At 51.7% G+C, this 15,630-nt stretch carries 18 protein-coding genes; 15 read left to right on the top strand and 3 right to left on the bottom strand.

Going from position 1 to position 15,630, the window contains the following annotated elements; genetic code table 11:
• Window positions 1-183 precede the first annotated feature (183 nt).
• Window positions 184-2,178 (bottom strand): methyl-accepting chemotaxis protein, encoded by a 1,995-nt coding sequence (locus Dpoa569_RS08475; protein WP_042870864.1) that lies wholly within the window; start codon window positions 2,176-2,178, stop codon window positions 184-186.
• A gap of 630 nt (window positions 2,179-2,808) precedes the next feature.
• Entirely contained in the window at window positions 2,809-3,621 is an 813-nt protein-coding gene (locus tag Dpoa569_RS08470; RefSeq protein ID WP_042870865.1) for a phage repressor protein CI, read from the bottom strand.
• 154 nt (window positions 3,622-3,775) lie between these two features.
• Here Dpoa569_RS08470 and Dpoa569_RS08465 point away from each other — a divergent pair, with 154 nt between their 5' ends.
• From Dpoa569_RS08465 to smrA, 15 genes are all read left to right on the top strand, one after another.
• Window positions 3,776-4,240, top strand: coding sequence for a hypothetical protein (locus Dpoa569_RS08465; protein ID WP_128569725.1), 465 nt, complete (start codon window positions 3,776-3,778; stop codon window positions 4,238-4,240).
• 2 nt (window positions 4,241-4,242) lie between these two features.
• Window positions 4,243-4,755: a hypothetical protein gene (locus Dpoa569_RS08460; RefSeq protein ID WP_050569452.1), complete on the top strand. Its 513-nt coding sequence runs from the start codon at window positions 4,243-4,245 to the stop codon at window positions 4,753-4,755.
• Window positions 4,756-4,876: 121 nt separating this feature from the next.
• On the top strand, window positions 4,877-5,092 hold the full coding sequence (locus Dpoa569_RS08455; protein ID WP_042870869.1) for a DUF2732 family protein: 216 nt from the start codon (window positions 4,877-4,879) through the stop codon (window positions 5,090-5,092).
• The gene (locus Dpoa569_RS08450) at window positions 5,092-5,316 is read left to right on the top strand and encodes a TraR/DksA family transcriptional regulator (RefSeq protein ID WP_042873933.1); all 225 of its coding nucleotides are present in this window, start codon (window positions 5,092-5,094) and stop codon (window positions 5,314-5,316) included. The genes Dpoa569_RS08455 and Dpoa569_RS08450 overlap by 1 nt, the downstream gene beginning before the upstream one ends.
• A gap of 96 nt (window positions 5,317-5,412) precedes the next feature.
• A complete protein-coding gene (locus Dpoa569_RS08445) occupies window positions 5,413-7,530 on the top strand; it encodes a replication endonuclease (protein ID WP_042870870.1) in 2,118 nt (705 codons plus the stop codon).
• A gap of 64 nt (window positions 7,531-7,594) precedes the next feature.
• Window positions 7,595-7,816, top strand: a complete 222-nt coding sequence (locus tag Dpoa569_RS08440) for a hypothetical protein (protein ID WP_146411244.1) — start codon at window positions 7,595-7,597, stop codon at window positions 7,814-7,816.
• A 500-nt stretch (window positions 7,817-8,316) separates the two neighbouring features.
• Window positions 8,317-8,520 (top strand): tail protein X, encoded by a 204-nt coding sequence (locus Dpoa569_RS08435; RefSeq protein ID WP_042870876.1) that lies wholly within the window; start codon window positions 8,317-8,319, stop codon window positions 8,518-8,520.
• A gap of 81 nt (window positions 8,521-8,601) precedes the next feature.
• A complete protein-coding gene (locus tag Dpoa569_RS08430; RefSeq protein ID WP_042870878.1) occupies window positions 8,602-9,063 on the top strand; it encodes a phage tail protein in 462 nt (153 codons plus the stop codon).
• A gap of 398 nt (window positions 9,064-9,461) precedes the next feature.
• Window positions 9,462-10,103: a phage baseplate assembly protein V gene (locus Dpoa569_RS08425; RefSeq protein WP_042870880.1), complete on the top strand. Its 642-nt coding sequence runs from the start codon at window positions 9,462-9,464 to the stop codon at window positions 10,101-10,103.
• Window positions 10,100-10,450, top strand: coding sequence for a GPW/gp25 family protein (locus Dpoa569_RS08420; RefSeq protein WP_042870882.1), 351 nt, complete (start codon window positions 10,100-10,102; stop codon window positions 10,448-10,450). Before Dpoa569_RS08425 ends, Dpoa569_RS08420 begins: the two co-directional genes overlap by 4 nt.
• Window positions 10,451-10,454: 4 nt before the next feature.
• Window positions 10,455-11,363: a baseplate assembly protein gene (locus tag Dpoa569_RS08415; protein ID WP_146411241.1), complete on the top strand. Its 909-nt coding sequence runs from the start codon at window positions 10,455-10,457 to the stop codon at window positions 11,361-11,363.
• A complete protein-coding gene (locus Dpoa569_RS08410) occupies window positions 11,356-11,967 on the top strand; it encodes a phage tail protein I (protein WP_042870886.1) in 612 nt (203 codons plus the stop codon). Before Dpoa569_RS08415 ends, Dpoa569_RS08410 begins: the two co-directional genes overlap by 8 nt.
• Before the next feature lie 40 nt (window positions 11,968-12,007).
• A complete protein-coding gene (locus Dpoa569_RS19730) occupies window positions 12,008-12,130 on the top strand; it encodes a hypothetical protein (RefSeq protein ID WP_256376383.1) in 123 nt (40 codons plus the stop codon).
• 74 nt (window positions 12,131-12,204) lie between these two features.
• Window positions 12,205-13,410, top strand: a complete 1,206-nt coding sequence (locus Dpoa569_RS08405) for a phage tail-collar fiber domain-containing protein (RefSeq protein ID WP_146411238.1) — start codon at window positions 12,205-12,207, stop codon at window positions 13,408-13,410.
• Between the two features lie 148 nt (window positions 13,411-13,558).
• Window positions 13,559-14,125, top strand: a complete 567-nt coding sequence (smrA, locus tag Dpoa569_RS08400) for a DNA endonuclease SmrA (protein ID WP_042870887.1) — start codon at window positions 13,559-13,561, stop codon at window positions 14,123-14,125.
• A gap of 48 nt (window positions 14,126-14,173) precedes the next feature.
• Here the strand turns inward: smrA and Dpoa569_RS08395 are convergent, their stop codons facing one another.
• Complete coding sequence (locus tag Dpoa569_RS08395; RefSeq protein WP_042870888.1) at window positions 14,174-15,520, bottom strand: MFS transporter; 1,347 nt, start codon at window positions 15,518-15,520, stop codon at window positions 14,174-14,176.
• Window positions 15,521-15,630: the final 110 nt, after the last annotated feature.

Genomic DNA, 15,630 nt, shown 5'->3' with positions numbered 1-15,630 from the left:
CGTGCGACTTTCACTGCAACAACAAGACATGACCTGCATCCGATAAATATGACCAACATCCAATAAAAAAAGGGCAACGCCGCAGTTGTAACGACATTGCCCAAACCGAGGTAATGAGAACTGACTGTTATGATTAAGATTTAACACGGTTAGCGCCCGCTGATGCTAACCCTGTCATGCCACTCAAAACTTCACCCATTCATCTTTATCAGCATGGTGTGTTGTGCCGCCAGCCGGCTGCGACTCAGCCTTCTTATGCGCCGTTTTCCGGCCTGACTGGCCCGGTTTGCTCAGCAATAATGCCTGATGATTAGCCGTTGCACCGCCATGATGCGAATGATGATCATCGCCCAGATGAAACGCGGATACCGTCTGCATCAGTAACTGCGCCTGTTCTTCCAACAAACTGGCTGCCGAAGATGACTCTTCCACCAATGCCGCATTTTGCTGTGTAGTGCTATCCAGTTCGGTAACGGCCTGAGCAATTTGGCTAATGCCGCGGCTCTGCTCATCCGATGCAGAGGCAATTTCACCCATAATGTCAAATACATGCGTGACAGAGCGCACGATATCCTGCATGGTTTTACCCGCATCATCCACCAGTTCGGAACCGGTATTGACCCGTGAAACCGACTCCTGAATCAGCCCTTCGATTTCCTTAGCCGCCTGCGAGCTACGCTGTGCCAGATTGCGGACTTCACTGGCGACGACCGCAAAACCGCGCCCTTGCTCACCCGCCCTCGCCGCTTCAACCGCCGCATTCAACGCCAGAATGTTAGTCTGAAACGCGATGCTATTAATCACCGACGTGATTTCAGAAATACGTTTGGAACTGCTGGAGATATCGTTCATGGTTTTCACCACGTTACTGACGATTTCACCGCCCTTGATGGCATTTTGCGACGCTTCCGATGCCAGTTGCGAGGCATGATGCGCATTTTCCGAGTTCTGTTTTACCGTCGAGGTCAACTGTTCCATACTGGCAGCGGTTTCCACCACCGCTGCCGACTGCTGTTCGGTGCGGGAGGACAGGTCAGTGTTGCCTGCGGCGATTTCCGCCGACGCCGACGCCACATTTCCCACCCCTTCCCGAATATCCAGAATCATGGTTCGCAATTTGTCGTTCATATTTGCCATGGCGGAAATCAACATACCCAGCTCATCACGACGCGAAGAACTGATCGACGACGAGAGATCACCGCTGGAAATACGCTCCGCCACTGACAACCCTTGCTGAATTGGGTCCACAATCTGCACCGCAATGCGCCATGTCATGACGATGCCAAGCAAAATGACCGCAGCCCCGGTCACCGTCATTTTTAATTCCGATGACTGGATGGTCTGGCTGGAATTAGCCAGTTGCTGGTTAAACAGGGTAGATACATCTGTATTCACTGCCTCCGCCGCAGCCGTCATGGCCTGACTGGCACGGGTTTCATCCTGAAATGCCACCAGATAAGCCCTGGCAGACTGGCGATACGCCAGAAAATAATCCCATGCTGTTTTCAACCCCGCTTGCACTTCCGGCGGCACGTACCCGGCTTTTTCCTTAATAACCTTTTCCGCGGTATCAATACCTTTCAGGGTAGTCGCCAGCGTGTTGTCAGACGGTGCCAGCAGCAAATCATGCGCCATATCGCGGATAGCTGACATACGATCACTGACTTGATACAGCACTATCTGGATGTCAGCGGGAAGCCCACTTGCCTGTTGCCACTTACTCTGGAACGTTTCCAGCACCTTTTCGCTTTCATCCTGGCCGATTTTCAACCCGGCTGCATCTCGCGTTTTACTGGCGGTAATAAAGGCATCGCGCGCGGTGCGATAAGTTTTCAAATCCTGATCAATACGTTCGATATCATCAATGGTGTTCTTATCCCAACTCAGACTTTTAGCCTGAACGATAATGTCACCCATTTTATTGACCAGTACCCCATTTTTCTCCATAACATTGTAGTCATGCGTAAACTGAAATTGCGTACGCAAGACGCGAGCCTGAGCCAATGCGGCATTAAGCTGATTGGTCAACAGCACCTTATTATTATTATCATCCACGGCACGAAACCCAAAGATGCCGGAAACCAATACCACCAGCGACAATAACAGCACCGAGCCAAACCCTAGTGACAACCGGGTTCCAACTTTAAGACTATCGTATTTTTCACCCAGAATACTCATAGAATCACCTGTTTATGATTATCGTTATCCGATTGCCATAATATTTGCAGCATGGCAATCATGACGGATAAATGCATCGCCACGTAATAATTCAGTAAATGACTACCATCCAGGTTTTCAGACTGCGCATCCCAGCCTCGAAAATTTATCGGCCTGTATATACCGTAGTTTAATAAAAGCGTGAGAAATCACTAAACAATTAGACAGTCATCACAGTTCATATCGTCTTAAATTAAAAATAGAAAAACCAAATCATTAGAAGGAAATAGATATTTATCTGAAAGATGATAACGAACAACAATATGAAAAATAAAATAACAGCATGATAGCCATCAGCTATAATTTCGGCTTTATTCTGTTACCCCAAAAATAAAAACCAATGTAATAGCAATGTTAATTATGTGATGCATTTTTACATGCGTGGCATTATTTTTTGCCGTATATAAATTATACAATCTGGATAACTCAGCAAAAGTAAAATCATTCCCGACCACGCATCACATTTTCAACGTTATTTTTCTGACCAGATAATAAATATTGTCACGACCATCACATGTCAGGGCTGATGATAAAGGTCAAATAAAAACACACCCGGTGCTATGCATGATGAACGCACCGGGTGTGTTGATCTCATAAACTGGGTATGAGTGTCAGCACCACCACACCACGTGGTGTAACCTCATCCACCCCACACTGGAATTGCAAACCGCCACCTTCGACCTGCATTTTGCGCCCCGGCAGCAGTGCGACGTCATAGATATCGTTCTTACCATCAATATCCAGCAACCAACGGCCATTGCTGATGCTGGTAATACCGGTATCCACCAGCCAGGAAGACGAACTGCCCTCAACCAACAAAGGCGTATGCAATCCGGCTGGAATAAACTGTGGGTCAGCCTTCCATTCCCCTGCTTCCTGTAATTTACCGGTTTTCAACACATTGCGTGGAATCAGGCATACGTTGCCGTCATCGTGGCGACCGGCAGGGGTGTCATGCTGCTGTGGCGACCCCTTACCCGTCGCCAGCCACGCCAGAGACACTCCGGTATCGAGCGCGCAGGTAACCACCACATCCCCAGGAAAGAAATCACGGCGAATCCAGGTGCTAATCGTACCGGGCGCAATACCCAACAAATCCCCCAGTTCTTTTTGCGTACTGAACCCATAGGCATCCAGCATACGACGCAGCACCGCCTTACCGCCTGATGACAGAATCTGCTCATAAAGCGCTTTACCCTTCAGTGGTGATTTATGGGCAAAAACATTTGCATTTGCAAACTCACCTGTTACCAGCCATCCGGCATCCGCTCCAGTATCAAGCGCACATTTCAGAATAATATTACCCGGCACGTTCCCTCGCTGAACCCAGTTACTGATTGTATTGGTCGGTATTTCAGTCACCTCGCTCAGTTCCTTCTGAGTCTTTACTCCATAGCTCGACATAATGCGCTCAAGCACGGAGGCCGCAGACGCGGCATCACCATTTGTATTCAAAAACACCTCACGAGTATTTACATATACACGTTACGTGTTTTATAGTGTCTACATAGCACATGTAACACCATAGAACACCCTAGCCTGGGGGAGATATTGCTTTATGTCGGACGAGATTTCAATTCTATCGCTCATTTCTGAGGATAATCCTACTTCATCGAGTGGATTCATTAGCACAGAAACGAACTTTTCCATCGATAACCGCATACCTCATAGTATACCTGTTCAGGTAAGGGCGACTTTCACCTGCTTGCACAATGCAATGCGAGCGGTAGCGCCAGTACCTGTAATGTGGCGTATCCCGCATCATACGGGGCAACAACATCCGGCAATCAGCAGTACCATCGCGCCACCTTATTTTGCAAATGCAAAAACGGCATTCACTCCTTTCTGGACGGCAACCCTATTTTTAGTTGCCTTAGCTATCCATACGTTATCGGATTGGGACTGCCGTTTAATTCCTGTGAATGGCAGCAATGACTTTAAAATTAAATTCGAAAAATCGAATGAAGTTAATCGTAAAATCCTGACGCCAAATACTAACCGCCATGATGGCGAGCGAGCGTAATCATGAAACCACATTATGCTTTTACCGCCGAGCATCTACAGACTCTGCCGCCAAATTTGCGAGCGCTTCTCGGAAAACACTTTGCGGATTCACGCTGGGAACAGACATGCCTATTTTACCGGCGATTATCTGAACGCTATCGGCGCACGCTGTGTTTTCATGCCGCATTGCACCAACGCTGGTGCGTCTACTACCTGGACGAGATGGATGAGATGGCCAGAGAAAGGATTGTCAGTGCACTAAGCGAACTGCGCAGCGCGTTCGGGGAACCGGAAAAACAGGAACAAACCCATTTATTACCATCGATTAGATCCCTCACCCTCAGTGAGCGTCGTACGTTATTTTTTCATGCCGGGCTTACCAACCAGGAGTTTAATCAGCCTTTACGGCGCATTGACGATCCCGATTGCCAATGGGCTAAAGCGCTAATTCGCGCGGTGGGTGAATTACACAGCATGTTTATCGATGCGCCAGACATCCTGACCAGCATCAAACCCGAACATTATTCAGGCTAGCAGCCGTTTTTTCACTGACAACGAATTTCACCCAAAAAACAACCGTCATTACCCCAACCACCAGCGCAAAGGCCGCCGTTCGGCAGGCAGGATTTGTTGCTGCTTATTATCAGGAGATTGTATGAAAAACACACGATTAATACATCAGCCCCACACCATCGCGGAGGACGCTCCTCCGAATGATGTCTGGCGCACGGAGTTTGCGCATCGCTATAGCGAGCATCTGGAGCAACTGGCACAGCACGCCTGGCAAGAACGCTTGTCCTTGCAGGCGTTGGTAGCGCTGCTGCAACAGGAAGCTGAAAAAATCCGGCACCAGATATGGGAGACGTACTGATGGCAGACAGTATGGACATTTCTCAGGAGCAGCAAGCCATGCTGCTGGACGCACAAATCGCTCAGGCACGCACCTCCACTGCGACGCCGTCCTCATCAGTCTGCGAGGATTGCGAGGCTCCGATTCCTCAAGCCCGCCGTCAGGCGATTCCGGGGGTGGTGTGTTGCGTCTCCTGCCAGGAAATCCGCGAGCAGCGGCAACGCCACTATCGCTTGCCGTCGTGACGGCAAACTTACTGGCTGACTGGCTGGAGCAACATGCAGCTATTTGCGCCGCTAATCCGGCATACGCTCATCGGGTAGGCAACACGTTGGTTGGTTATGATGTCTGACGAAACTGAAAAAAGCGCTGACAACGGGTGTCATCACTGGGTCTATGCCTGGAATGCCCCCCGCTCCGCCATCCTGCCTGAATCCAGCACGCTGTCTTCGGATACCCTGCAACAAGGGCAAGCAGTACTGTATCAGTTGGCGCTGCTACCACGTTTTCTGGCCGATCACTTTCGGCGTCGTTTCGAGTATCTGAAGCAACATCAGGGGCTACAGGTTGCGTTCAACTATCTGCTGAGGGTAGTTCACCGACGGCTGTGGCCCCGGATCGACGCCGTTAATACCCGTTACCGAATGAACACCGCCGGTTCGTCGCACTTCATCAGTGAAGCGGAACAGTATCATCAATTGCCGGACATGCCGGACAAGGTCTTATCCGCCTTTGCCCGTCGCATTGCCGGCCATATGAACGATGCCTACAACGCCTGCTGCGAAAGCTACTTACAGAAATCGGCCAGTGGTCATGCACCGCTATTCAGTCATGAAACACAAACGCACATCTATGGCCAGTTAGCGGCACTGGCGCACGCATTAAACGTAACGCCCGCCCACTGGCATCGTCATCAAAACGGGTCGATGACGTTAGAACAGGTATTTTCCGGCATCATGCGACTGGTCACTCCCCGATGGTGGGAGCGCCAGTTGAAAATCCAGCGAACCCGCTGGCGCGAAGCATTATGGATTGCCAGCGGCGAAGTCAGCCGCGCTGCGTCTGCGTTTCTCAGCCGTCAGGCCTGGCAGGATATCCGCTACCGACGTCTGGCGACGCTGGATTTTCTGAAAAGCCGCGAGCTGGAAAACACCCGCAGTGGCGAGCGTGTGGATTTGGTCGATAAAGTCATGGCCAGTATCGCCAACCCAAACATTCGGCGCATGGAACTGATGGCGATGCTGGCGGGCATTGAACGTTACGCCACCGCACACCACCATATGGGTATGCTGGTAACGCTGACCGCTCCCGGCCATTATCATCCTACTCGTACCCGCAGCAATAACCAGGTCTTGCCTAACACCACATGGATGCCGGATTGCCCTTCGCCCAAAATGACCCAGCACTATCTGGTCAAACTCTGGAGCAAAATCCGTACTGCGCTCAAAGATCGCAAGTTGCATATCTACGGCTTGCGGGTCGTCGAGCCTCATCACGACGGCACGCCGCACTGGCACATGATGCTGTACTGTGAACGTGCACAACGTCAGGCGATTGTCGATATCCTGCGACGTTATGTGCTGCAACAGGAAAACAGCGACGCAGTACAACGCTTGTTTGACTGCAAACACATCAACAAAGGCGGTGCAACGGCCTATGTCGCCAAATATATCGCTAAAAACATTGATGGTTATGCATTGGATGGCGAATCAGACCATGAAACCGGAAAGCCGCTGAAAGATATGGCTGCGGCCGCCTCGGCCTGGGCATCGCTCTGGCGTATTCCTCAGTTCCATTTTATCGGTCTGCCCACGGTTGGCGCATACCGTGAATGCCGGAGGATTCGTAGCCTATCCCTGACGGACTCGCTGGGCGAGCAGGCCGAGATGGTGAGATACGCCGCCGATCGCGGCGATTTTGCCGCCTATATCGAAGCACAAGGCGGTGCAAACGTTGCCCGAAAACACCAGTCAGTCCGTGTCGCCAGAGCCGCCAGCGAACGATTAAACGCCTACGACGAAGCGATTGTACGCACCGTGGGTATTTTTTCCGCCCAGTGCGGCAGCGAACAGGTATTCACCACCCGACCAGATGAATGGCAAATTGTCGCTAAACACCATGCCAGCAATGATGTCGTCGATGGCTATCGGCATAGTCGCCCTTGGAGTTCTGTCAATAACTGTGGGGGAGCGTTTTCATCGGGCGTTCGCCCTTACGCATTTAGTGATATTCCTCGTGTTCCTTCAGCACGACTAACCTATTTTCAGCGTGACCAGTTGGCATCGTTACACCCCCGTCTTCGTCAGCAAGGCATTGAAACCTCTCGCTGGGAACGGGAGGCGCTGGTGCGCGGGGCCAGGGTAAGAATTAACGGTCAACTGATTGATGAAATTAGGAATAAAACTATATTCGCCGTTGATGAAAAGCGCATCATGAGTGCACAGGTCCTGCACTTATAAGTTGACTAATACTACTGAATTAAAGTACTGTACATAAATACAGTCTCACAATGGAAGAGGTACCGTGGAACAGACTGAAAGCAGAGAGCTGACCTTGTCAAGGATTCGATTGATTGCCGATATATCTTTGATATCACAATGTAATCCTGAAGAAATGAAAATCGCCATGTCGTTAATCGCCGACTTGTCTCACGGCGAACTCCCGAACAGTGATTACCAACAATTTCTGAAGAACAGCAGTGATGGGCAACGAATGAAGGAATGGTTCGAACAACAAACGTTGTGAGGGATTGCGATGGATAATAACGACCGACATGAAATAATCTGGCACTCCGCCAGAAGCACATACAAATTAATGGATTTTCTCTGTGGCCAACGCGCCAGACCGATACACAGCAAAATTTATTTTCGTATTCAGACTGTTTAATAACAACAGCCTACCCGGTTAAAACCGGTATATACATTTGGCATGACCTGTATTACATGACCTGTATTATATAAATTGTATTATTTGACCCAGTGTAGATCTGTTCGTTGGTGATATATTTCACTTTATAGACCCTAAATAATTCGAGTTGTAGAACAACACGCACTCCCCCTGCCGATCAATATCGGTCGGGGGAATTGTTCACCGAAACGTTTTTTATCCGTTGTTGTGCCATCAGCGCTACAGCGCTCCTGTATTGCGGGCAACACCAATCCTCTGGAGGATAAAGGGTCAGAAAAGACCCGTTTTATTCGGCCTTATTTTATCTGCAATATTTTATCTGCAATTAAAGGTGTCACATGAAAGTCTACGCCCATCAGGACGACTCCCTGGACGCGCTCTGTTACCGCTACTATGGCCGCACGCAAGGCGTGGTAGAAACGGTTATGCAGTCTAACCCAGGGCTGGCGGACTTTGGTCCGCTTCTGCCACACGGCACTGCCGTGACCCTGCCCGATATTAGCGTTTCCAGCTCACAGGAAAGCATTAATATCTGGGAATAATCAGGCTCATTGGTTCCATGTTCGCCTTAATTAAATCAAATCAGGCAACCTGGAGATCGTCGCCACACCAGGAATCTTACTATGCAAAAACCGCAAAGCCTCAGACTTGCACTGACTACGGCATTACCTTCATTAAGTAATAGATTACAGTTTCGGATTCAGGAAGGTGAAATTGCTGCATTGCAGGAGCCGTCGCTGTCATTCGAATACCGCTATCAGTTGCTGCTGACGCTGAATAACTTCACTGATAACCCGGATACGCTTTTTGTCACCCTGTTACTCTGGGTGCGTCAAAATCAACCAGACTTGTTAACACGCGAGAGCATTCGCAATAAAGGTATCAGTTTCACCATCGATAACCATGCCGATAACACCAGCACATTGTCCGTTCGGCTTAATCTGACGGAACGCAATCGCGTCACTGAACAGAATCAGACGCTGCAAGTGCATTATGAACCGGAACCCACACCGCCCGAACCAGTTAGCCGCCCCTATTCACTCTATATTGCAGGTGAATTAATCAGCCAATGGCAAGGCAACTGATGCTCTGAGATATATTTCCCTGATAAGGCCGTGACAAAACGGCCTGTTTATTTCATTGCTAACCATACCGAATGGTTATTACCCGCTCAATAATTATCATCCCCTCGTTTATTTCTATTTTATTACCGCAGCGGCATCCGCTAATTGAATACCTCTCTTCGCGGTTATTTTCCTTATCGCACGTTATTTCAAGAATAACGCACTAGCTACCAGGAATAACCATTTACCAGGAATAACCACGACTTGCCCTTCTGGATTTATATCCTGTCATCATCCTGTTCCACCGCGAAAAGCGGGGTCGTACGCGTTGGAATAATGTGGCGTAGCAACGGTGCTATCAGAAGCCACACAACCACGGCAAATTGTCTCATTTCGCGGGAAGACGCATTCTTCCCACCATGAATACATACGAATATCTCTCCGAAATCCAGCGCGCGCTGCGTAACCTGATTCGTATCGGCGTCGTTACCGAAGTCGATACCCAGCAGGCACGCTGCCGCGTGCAGACCGGTGGCATGGTCACCGGGTGGCTCCACTGGCTGTCCCGTCGTGCGGGGAGTTCCCGCGAATGGTGGGCGCCGTCGGTGGGTGAACAGGTACTCATACTTGCAATAGGAGGTGAACTCAATACGGCGTTTGTCGTACCGGGTATTTATAGCGAACGCCATCCCGCGCCATCGGTTTCTGCGGATGCCTGCCACATCCGCTTCCCTGATGGCGCGGTGATGGAATATGAACCAGCCAACGGCGCACTGACCGTCACCGGCATCAAAACCGCCACGGTCGTCGCGGCGGAATCCGTGTCCGTTACCACCAAAAACGTCACCATCAACGCCAGCGAACGCATCACGCTGGATACCCCAGAAGTCGTCTGTACGCATAAGCTGATCACCCAAACCCTTGAAGTGCAGCAAGGCGGCAGCATCACAGGCAGCGTCACCCATTCAGGGGGAAGTTTCTCCTCTAATGGCGTGGTGGTGCATACCCATCAGCACAGCGGCGTACAAAGTGGCGGCGGCACAACAGGAGGACCTCTATGACCAGTACGTCGTACACCGGCATGAATCGCAACACCAGCAAACGCATCAGCGATCTGGAACATCTGCGTCAAAGCGTACGCGACATTCTGACTACCCCGCAAGGCAGCCGGGTGATGCGGCGCGATTATGGGTCACTGCTTTCGACCCTGATTGACCAGCCGCAGACACCCGCACTGAAGCTACAGGTGCAGGCGGCCTGCTATGTCGCGCTGCTGAAGTGGGAACCCCGACTGACGCTGACATCCATCTCAATGGAAAGCCACTATGACGGCCAGTTGATTGTGGATATTTCCGGCACGCTGGCCGGCAACGGCACCCCCCTTTCGTTAACCATTCCCGTGAGCTGAGATCATGCCTATTATCGATTTAAGTCAGTTACCCGCCCCAAGCGTCGTTGAAACGCTGGATTATGAAACCCTGTACGCGTCGCGCAAGGAAACCTTGTTATCACTCTACAGCGGTGATGAGCGAGAAGCCGTCGCACGCACGCTGACACTGGAATCTGAACCGCTGGTGAAGCTGTTGCAGGAAAATGCTTACCGCGAACTGCTGATGCGCCAGCGCATTAATGAGGCCGCGCAGGCCGGTATGCTGGCATTCGCCAGGGGCAACGACCTGGACCAGTTGGGTGCTAACGTCAACGTTTCCCGACTGGTGATCACCCCAGCCAATACGACCGCCGTTCCCCCCATCGCCGCCGTGATGGAGTCTGATACCGACTTCCGCTTGCGTATCCAGCAGGCTTATGAAGGTCTAAGCGTGGCGGGTTCCATCGGCGCTTACCAGTTCCATGGGCGCAGCGCCAGCGGCCAGGTAGCGGATATTTCCGTTATCAGCCCCGGCCCTGCTGAGGTGTTGGTGTCGGTTCTGTCGCGCGAAAACGACGGCACCGCCAGTGATGCGCTCATCGCCACCGTGAATGCCGCGCTTAACGCCGAGGACGTCAGGCCGGTAGCTGACCGGGTCACCGTCAAATCAGCGGTGATTGTTCCTTACAACATTAGTGCCACACTTTATCTGTACCCCGGACCGGAAGCCGAACCGATACGTGCTGCTGCCGAGAAGAAGCTACAGAGTTATGTCACAACCCAGCATCGTCTGGGACGCGACATCCGCCGCTCCGCCATTTACGCGGCACTGCATGTGGAAGGGGTGCAGCGGGTGGAACTGGCGAGTCCGTCTGCGGATATCGTACTGGACGATACTCAGGCGTCGCACTGCACCGGCTACACCCTGACATTGGGGGGAACGGATGAATAAAAGCCCCCTGCTTCCCCCCGGTTCCTCCGACCTGGAACATGCGGTTGCAACCACGGGCGCCAGTCTGGAAACAGTGCCGATTCCCCTGCGCCAGATCTGGAATCCTGATACCTGCCCGGTCGAGTTGCTGCCTTATCTGGCCTGGACACTGTCGGTTGATCGCTGGGATGAAAGCTGGTCAGAGTCCGTCAAACGCAAAGTCATCAAAGATGCGTTTTTTATCCATCGGCATAAGGGCACCGTCGGCGCGCTGCGCCGGGTGGTCGAGCCGCTGGGATATCTAATTCGCATCAAAGAATGGTGGCAAACCGGTGACGCCCCCGGCACCTTCCGGTTGGATATCGGCATCCAGGACTCCGGAATTACGGAGGAATCGTTTAACGAACTGGAACGTTTGATTGCCGATGCCAAACCCGTCAGCCGCCAGATGCTGGGGTTGAACATCAATCTGGATACACAAGGCAGCGTCTCGCTGGGTGCCAGCTCTTACAGCGGCGACGAACTGACCATCTACCCTTACTTCCCGGAAACCATCAGCATATCAGGCGAAGAGTTCACAGGTGCAGCCATTCACCTTATTGATGATCTGAATGTCGGCGGTTGATTCACGCCTCCCCTTAAGCCAGCCTGCGCTGGCTTTTTTTATGTCGAATCATACCCGCCTGTTGTCTCTGCTTTACGCCAACGCCCGTGTGGTGCGGCTCGCCGGATACTCCCGCATACTACCGTTACTCAATCCACAGCCGGGGCACTCTGCCGGCTGGTGATCACCAGTCAGTTCCCCCGACTTCCCCGATGCCCGTTGCGGCATCCTATCCTGTTAACCGTATGAGTAATCTGCATGAGTACAAAATACTTTGCTTTACTAACGAATATCGGCGCGGCAAAACTGGCTAACGCCACCGCGCTGGGTAGCCATCTGGCTATCACGCAAATGGCGGTAGGCGATGGCGGCGGCAGCCTGCCGACCCCGATGCCCGCTCAAACCAAACTGGTCAATGAAAAACGCCGTGCGCCACTCAACGCACTGAGTGTCGATCCCAAAAACCCCAACCAAATCATTGCTGAACAGGTTATTCCTGAAAATGAAGGCGGCTGGTGGATACGTGAGATCGGCCTGTACGACAGCGACGGCGATCTGGTTGCTGTGGCGAACTGCGCGGATACCTATAAACCACAGTTGCAAGAAGGTTCAGGCCGGGTACAAACCGTCCGTATGATCCTGATCGTCAATAGCGCCGATGCCGTTACCCTGAAAATCGACCCGTCGGTAGTGCTGGCGACACGGCAATACGTCGATGATAAAGCGATTGAGGTGAAAGCGTACGCCGACAGCCAACTTAACGCGCATGTCACCGCCGCCAACCCTCACCCGCAATACGCCCCGCTCAACAGCCCAGCTTTCACTGGCGTTCCCACTGCGCCAACAGCAGAAAAAAACGCAAACTCCACACAGCTGGCTACCACCGCGTTCGTCAAAAATACCGCGTTGCTCAAAGAGCAAAACGGCGCTGATATCGCCGATAAATCAGCTTTTCTCGCAAACCTGGGTTTAAGCGACACACTAAAAATCGCGGATATCGTCGGCATCCCGTTGCCCTGGCCGCAAGCCACACCGCCCGCCGGCTGGCTGAAATGCAACGGTCAGGCCTTCGACAAAAACGCTTTCCCGAAACTGGCGCAAGTCTACCCCGGCGGCGTGCTGCCGGATCTGCGCGGCGAATTTATTCGCGGCTGGGATGATGGGCGGGGAGTGGATGTTGCCCGTGAATTGCTAAGTTGGCAAAAAGGAACGCTGACCGTTTCAGATCCCAACTTAAACTCAGTAAATGTGGGGGCGTTGATACATGCAAACAACGATAGTGCCAATACATACAAATCTATGGGGTTTGATATTGTCAACAAAGGCGATTATGCCATGCTACGTGCCGCTATAAATGTGGAGACGGTGGGTGCACAAGATTTGGATTCAAATGGTTGGCAGTTTGGGTATGGAGCCACCCGCCCCCGCAATATCGCCTTTAGCTACATAGTAAGGGCCGCCTGACGGTGGAGACTGCACCGAAGTCTACTCTGTAGTAAACCACCACGCGGTGAGGAAACTCACCGCGTTTCTGTTCTCTGCCTGCAGGTGATATTTGATGGTGCTCTGGTTATAGTAGGGATGTAGTGTGTAGATAATTGCGAGCGACACGATGACTCCTGACGAAAAAGCCCTGTTTCTGAGCGCCATGGACGATGTCAAACCGCTGAAACCGTCCTCAACCGTCGTTCACCTGAAGTCCGCCCTGCCGAATACGGCGCCTCATCGTATGCAGGAACCAGAGCAGGATAATTTCCTGATTACCGGATTTCTGGATCTGTTTTCGTGTGATACTCCGCTGGAGTTCAGGAAGGAGGGTATCCAACAGGGCGTGGTGGATAAACTGCGTCAGGGAAAATATCCGCTGGATGCCAGCCTGAATCTGTTACGTCAACCGGTCGAAGCTTGTCGGCAGCAGCTATTCACATTTATGCGGGAGGCACAGCAGCATCATTTGCGTAACCTGTTAATTATTCACGGAAAAATCAGGCATGATAAATCACATGCCAATGTCATACGTAACTACCTGTTTCGGTGGTTGCAGCAGTTTGATGCAGTGCAGGCGTTCTGTGCCGCTCAGCCATTTCACGGGGGGGCCGGAGCTTGCTATGTATCGCTGAGAAAATCCGATCAGGCCCGGCAGGATAACCGCGAGAGACATGCTAAACGTAGTCGGTAATTTTTAATCTGTTCTAAAAAAACGCCCGGCTAGCCGGGCGTTAATGCATTAATAACTCAACTCTGCGACGGGGGGGCGACTGTAGCCAAACTGACCTTTAGCGAAGATCATCAGTGACGTCAGCAACGCAGGAATGGCAAGAATAGTGAACATAGCGCTCAATCCCCACCCCATACTGACAACTTGTGCACCGGCAAACGCACTCATAATGGCCCCCATGCGCCCAATGCCGTGCATCCAGCCTGAACCGGTAGCACGGGCTTCCGTCGGGTAATAACGAGCAGATAGCGCATTCATACCGGTATTGGCACCGTTAAGACAAAAACCGCTGCCGAACGCCACCATAGCCAGTAGCACGAAGTAAACATGAGTAACGCCAATCATTGCAGTGGCTACACCGCCGGTTGCATAAATGACACCCAGCGCCAGATGCGGGTTAACCCGGTCCATTAGCCAGCCTGCGAATAACGAACCGAATGTACCCCCAGCCTGATAGAGGGCCGTGATGACAGTCGCTTCAGTCACGCTCATGCCCGCCTCTTTGATGACGGTCGGCAACCAGCTTCCCAGCAAATACACCATGAACAGGCCAAAGAAGTAGCCGCCCCATAACATGACGCTACCAAAACGGTAAGAGCGGGATAACACCAGCCGTACAGCAAAAGCTGGTGACTTTTCTGCCACAGGCATAGCAAACACGCTGTCGGCCTGGGTAACGCCAGGGGCAATTTTATCTACAATGCGATGTATCTGGCGCGAACCTGCACGCTTGCTGACCAGAAAACGTACCGATTCTGGTAGTTTCATCAACAAAAACGGCACCAGCAGGAGTGGCAGAATACCGCCCATGAGCAATACGGAGTGCCAGCCCCACTGCGGAATCATCCAGGAGGCGGCAAATCCGCCGCTGGCAGCGCCGAAACTGAAACCGCAGAAGACCACGGTAATGATGAAGGAACGTTTTTTCTCCGGTGCAAATTCCGATACCAGCGTGCCGACATTCGGCATCGCAGCGCCTAAACCTAACCCGGTCAGAAAGCGGAAAATGACCATGTGTTGCAAATTCTGGGAAAAGGCGGTTAATAACGTCCACAGGCCAAACAGGAATACGCTGGCAATAATGATAGTTTTACGTCCACGCCAGTCTGCCAGCGGGCCGGACACCATCGCGCCCACCGCCAGGCCAATCAGCGCCGCGCTGATAACCACGGCCAGCTCGGCATTGCCAATTCCCCATGCTGACTTTAGCGAGGGAGCGATAAAACCCATAATGGCGATGTCCATGCCATCAAGCGCAATGATGCAAAAACAAAGGAAAACGATCAGTTTCTGATAAGCGCCAAGAGGACGCTGGTTTATCAGCTGGCGTACGTCAATCGCGGTGGAACCTGTCACGCTTTTTCTCCAACAATACCGCTAAATGTTCACAATGGCTTACACTGTAAACAATTATTTCCGATAGGGAAATATAATGTCAGGAAAAATTTTTGTGTACCGGATAAATA

Origin of the sequence: Dickeya poaceiphila (genome assembly GCF_007858975.2) — a bacterium.
Classification (GTDB): Bacteria; Pseudomonadota; Gammaproteobacteria; order Enterobacterales; family Enterobacteriaceae; genus Dickeya; species Dickeya poaceiphila.
Note: the sequence above shows the minus strand (reverse complement) of the source record. Positions and strands in the feature narration are given on the sequence as shown.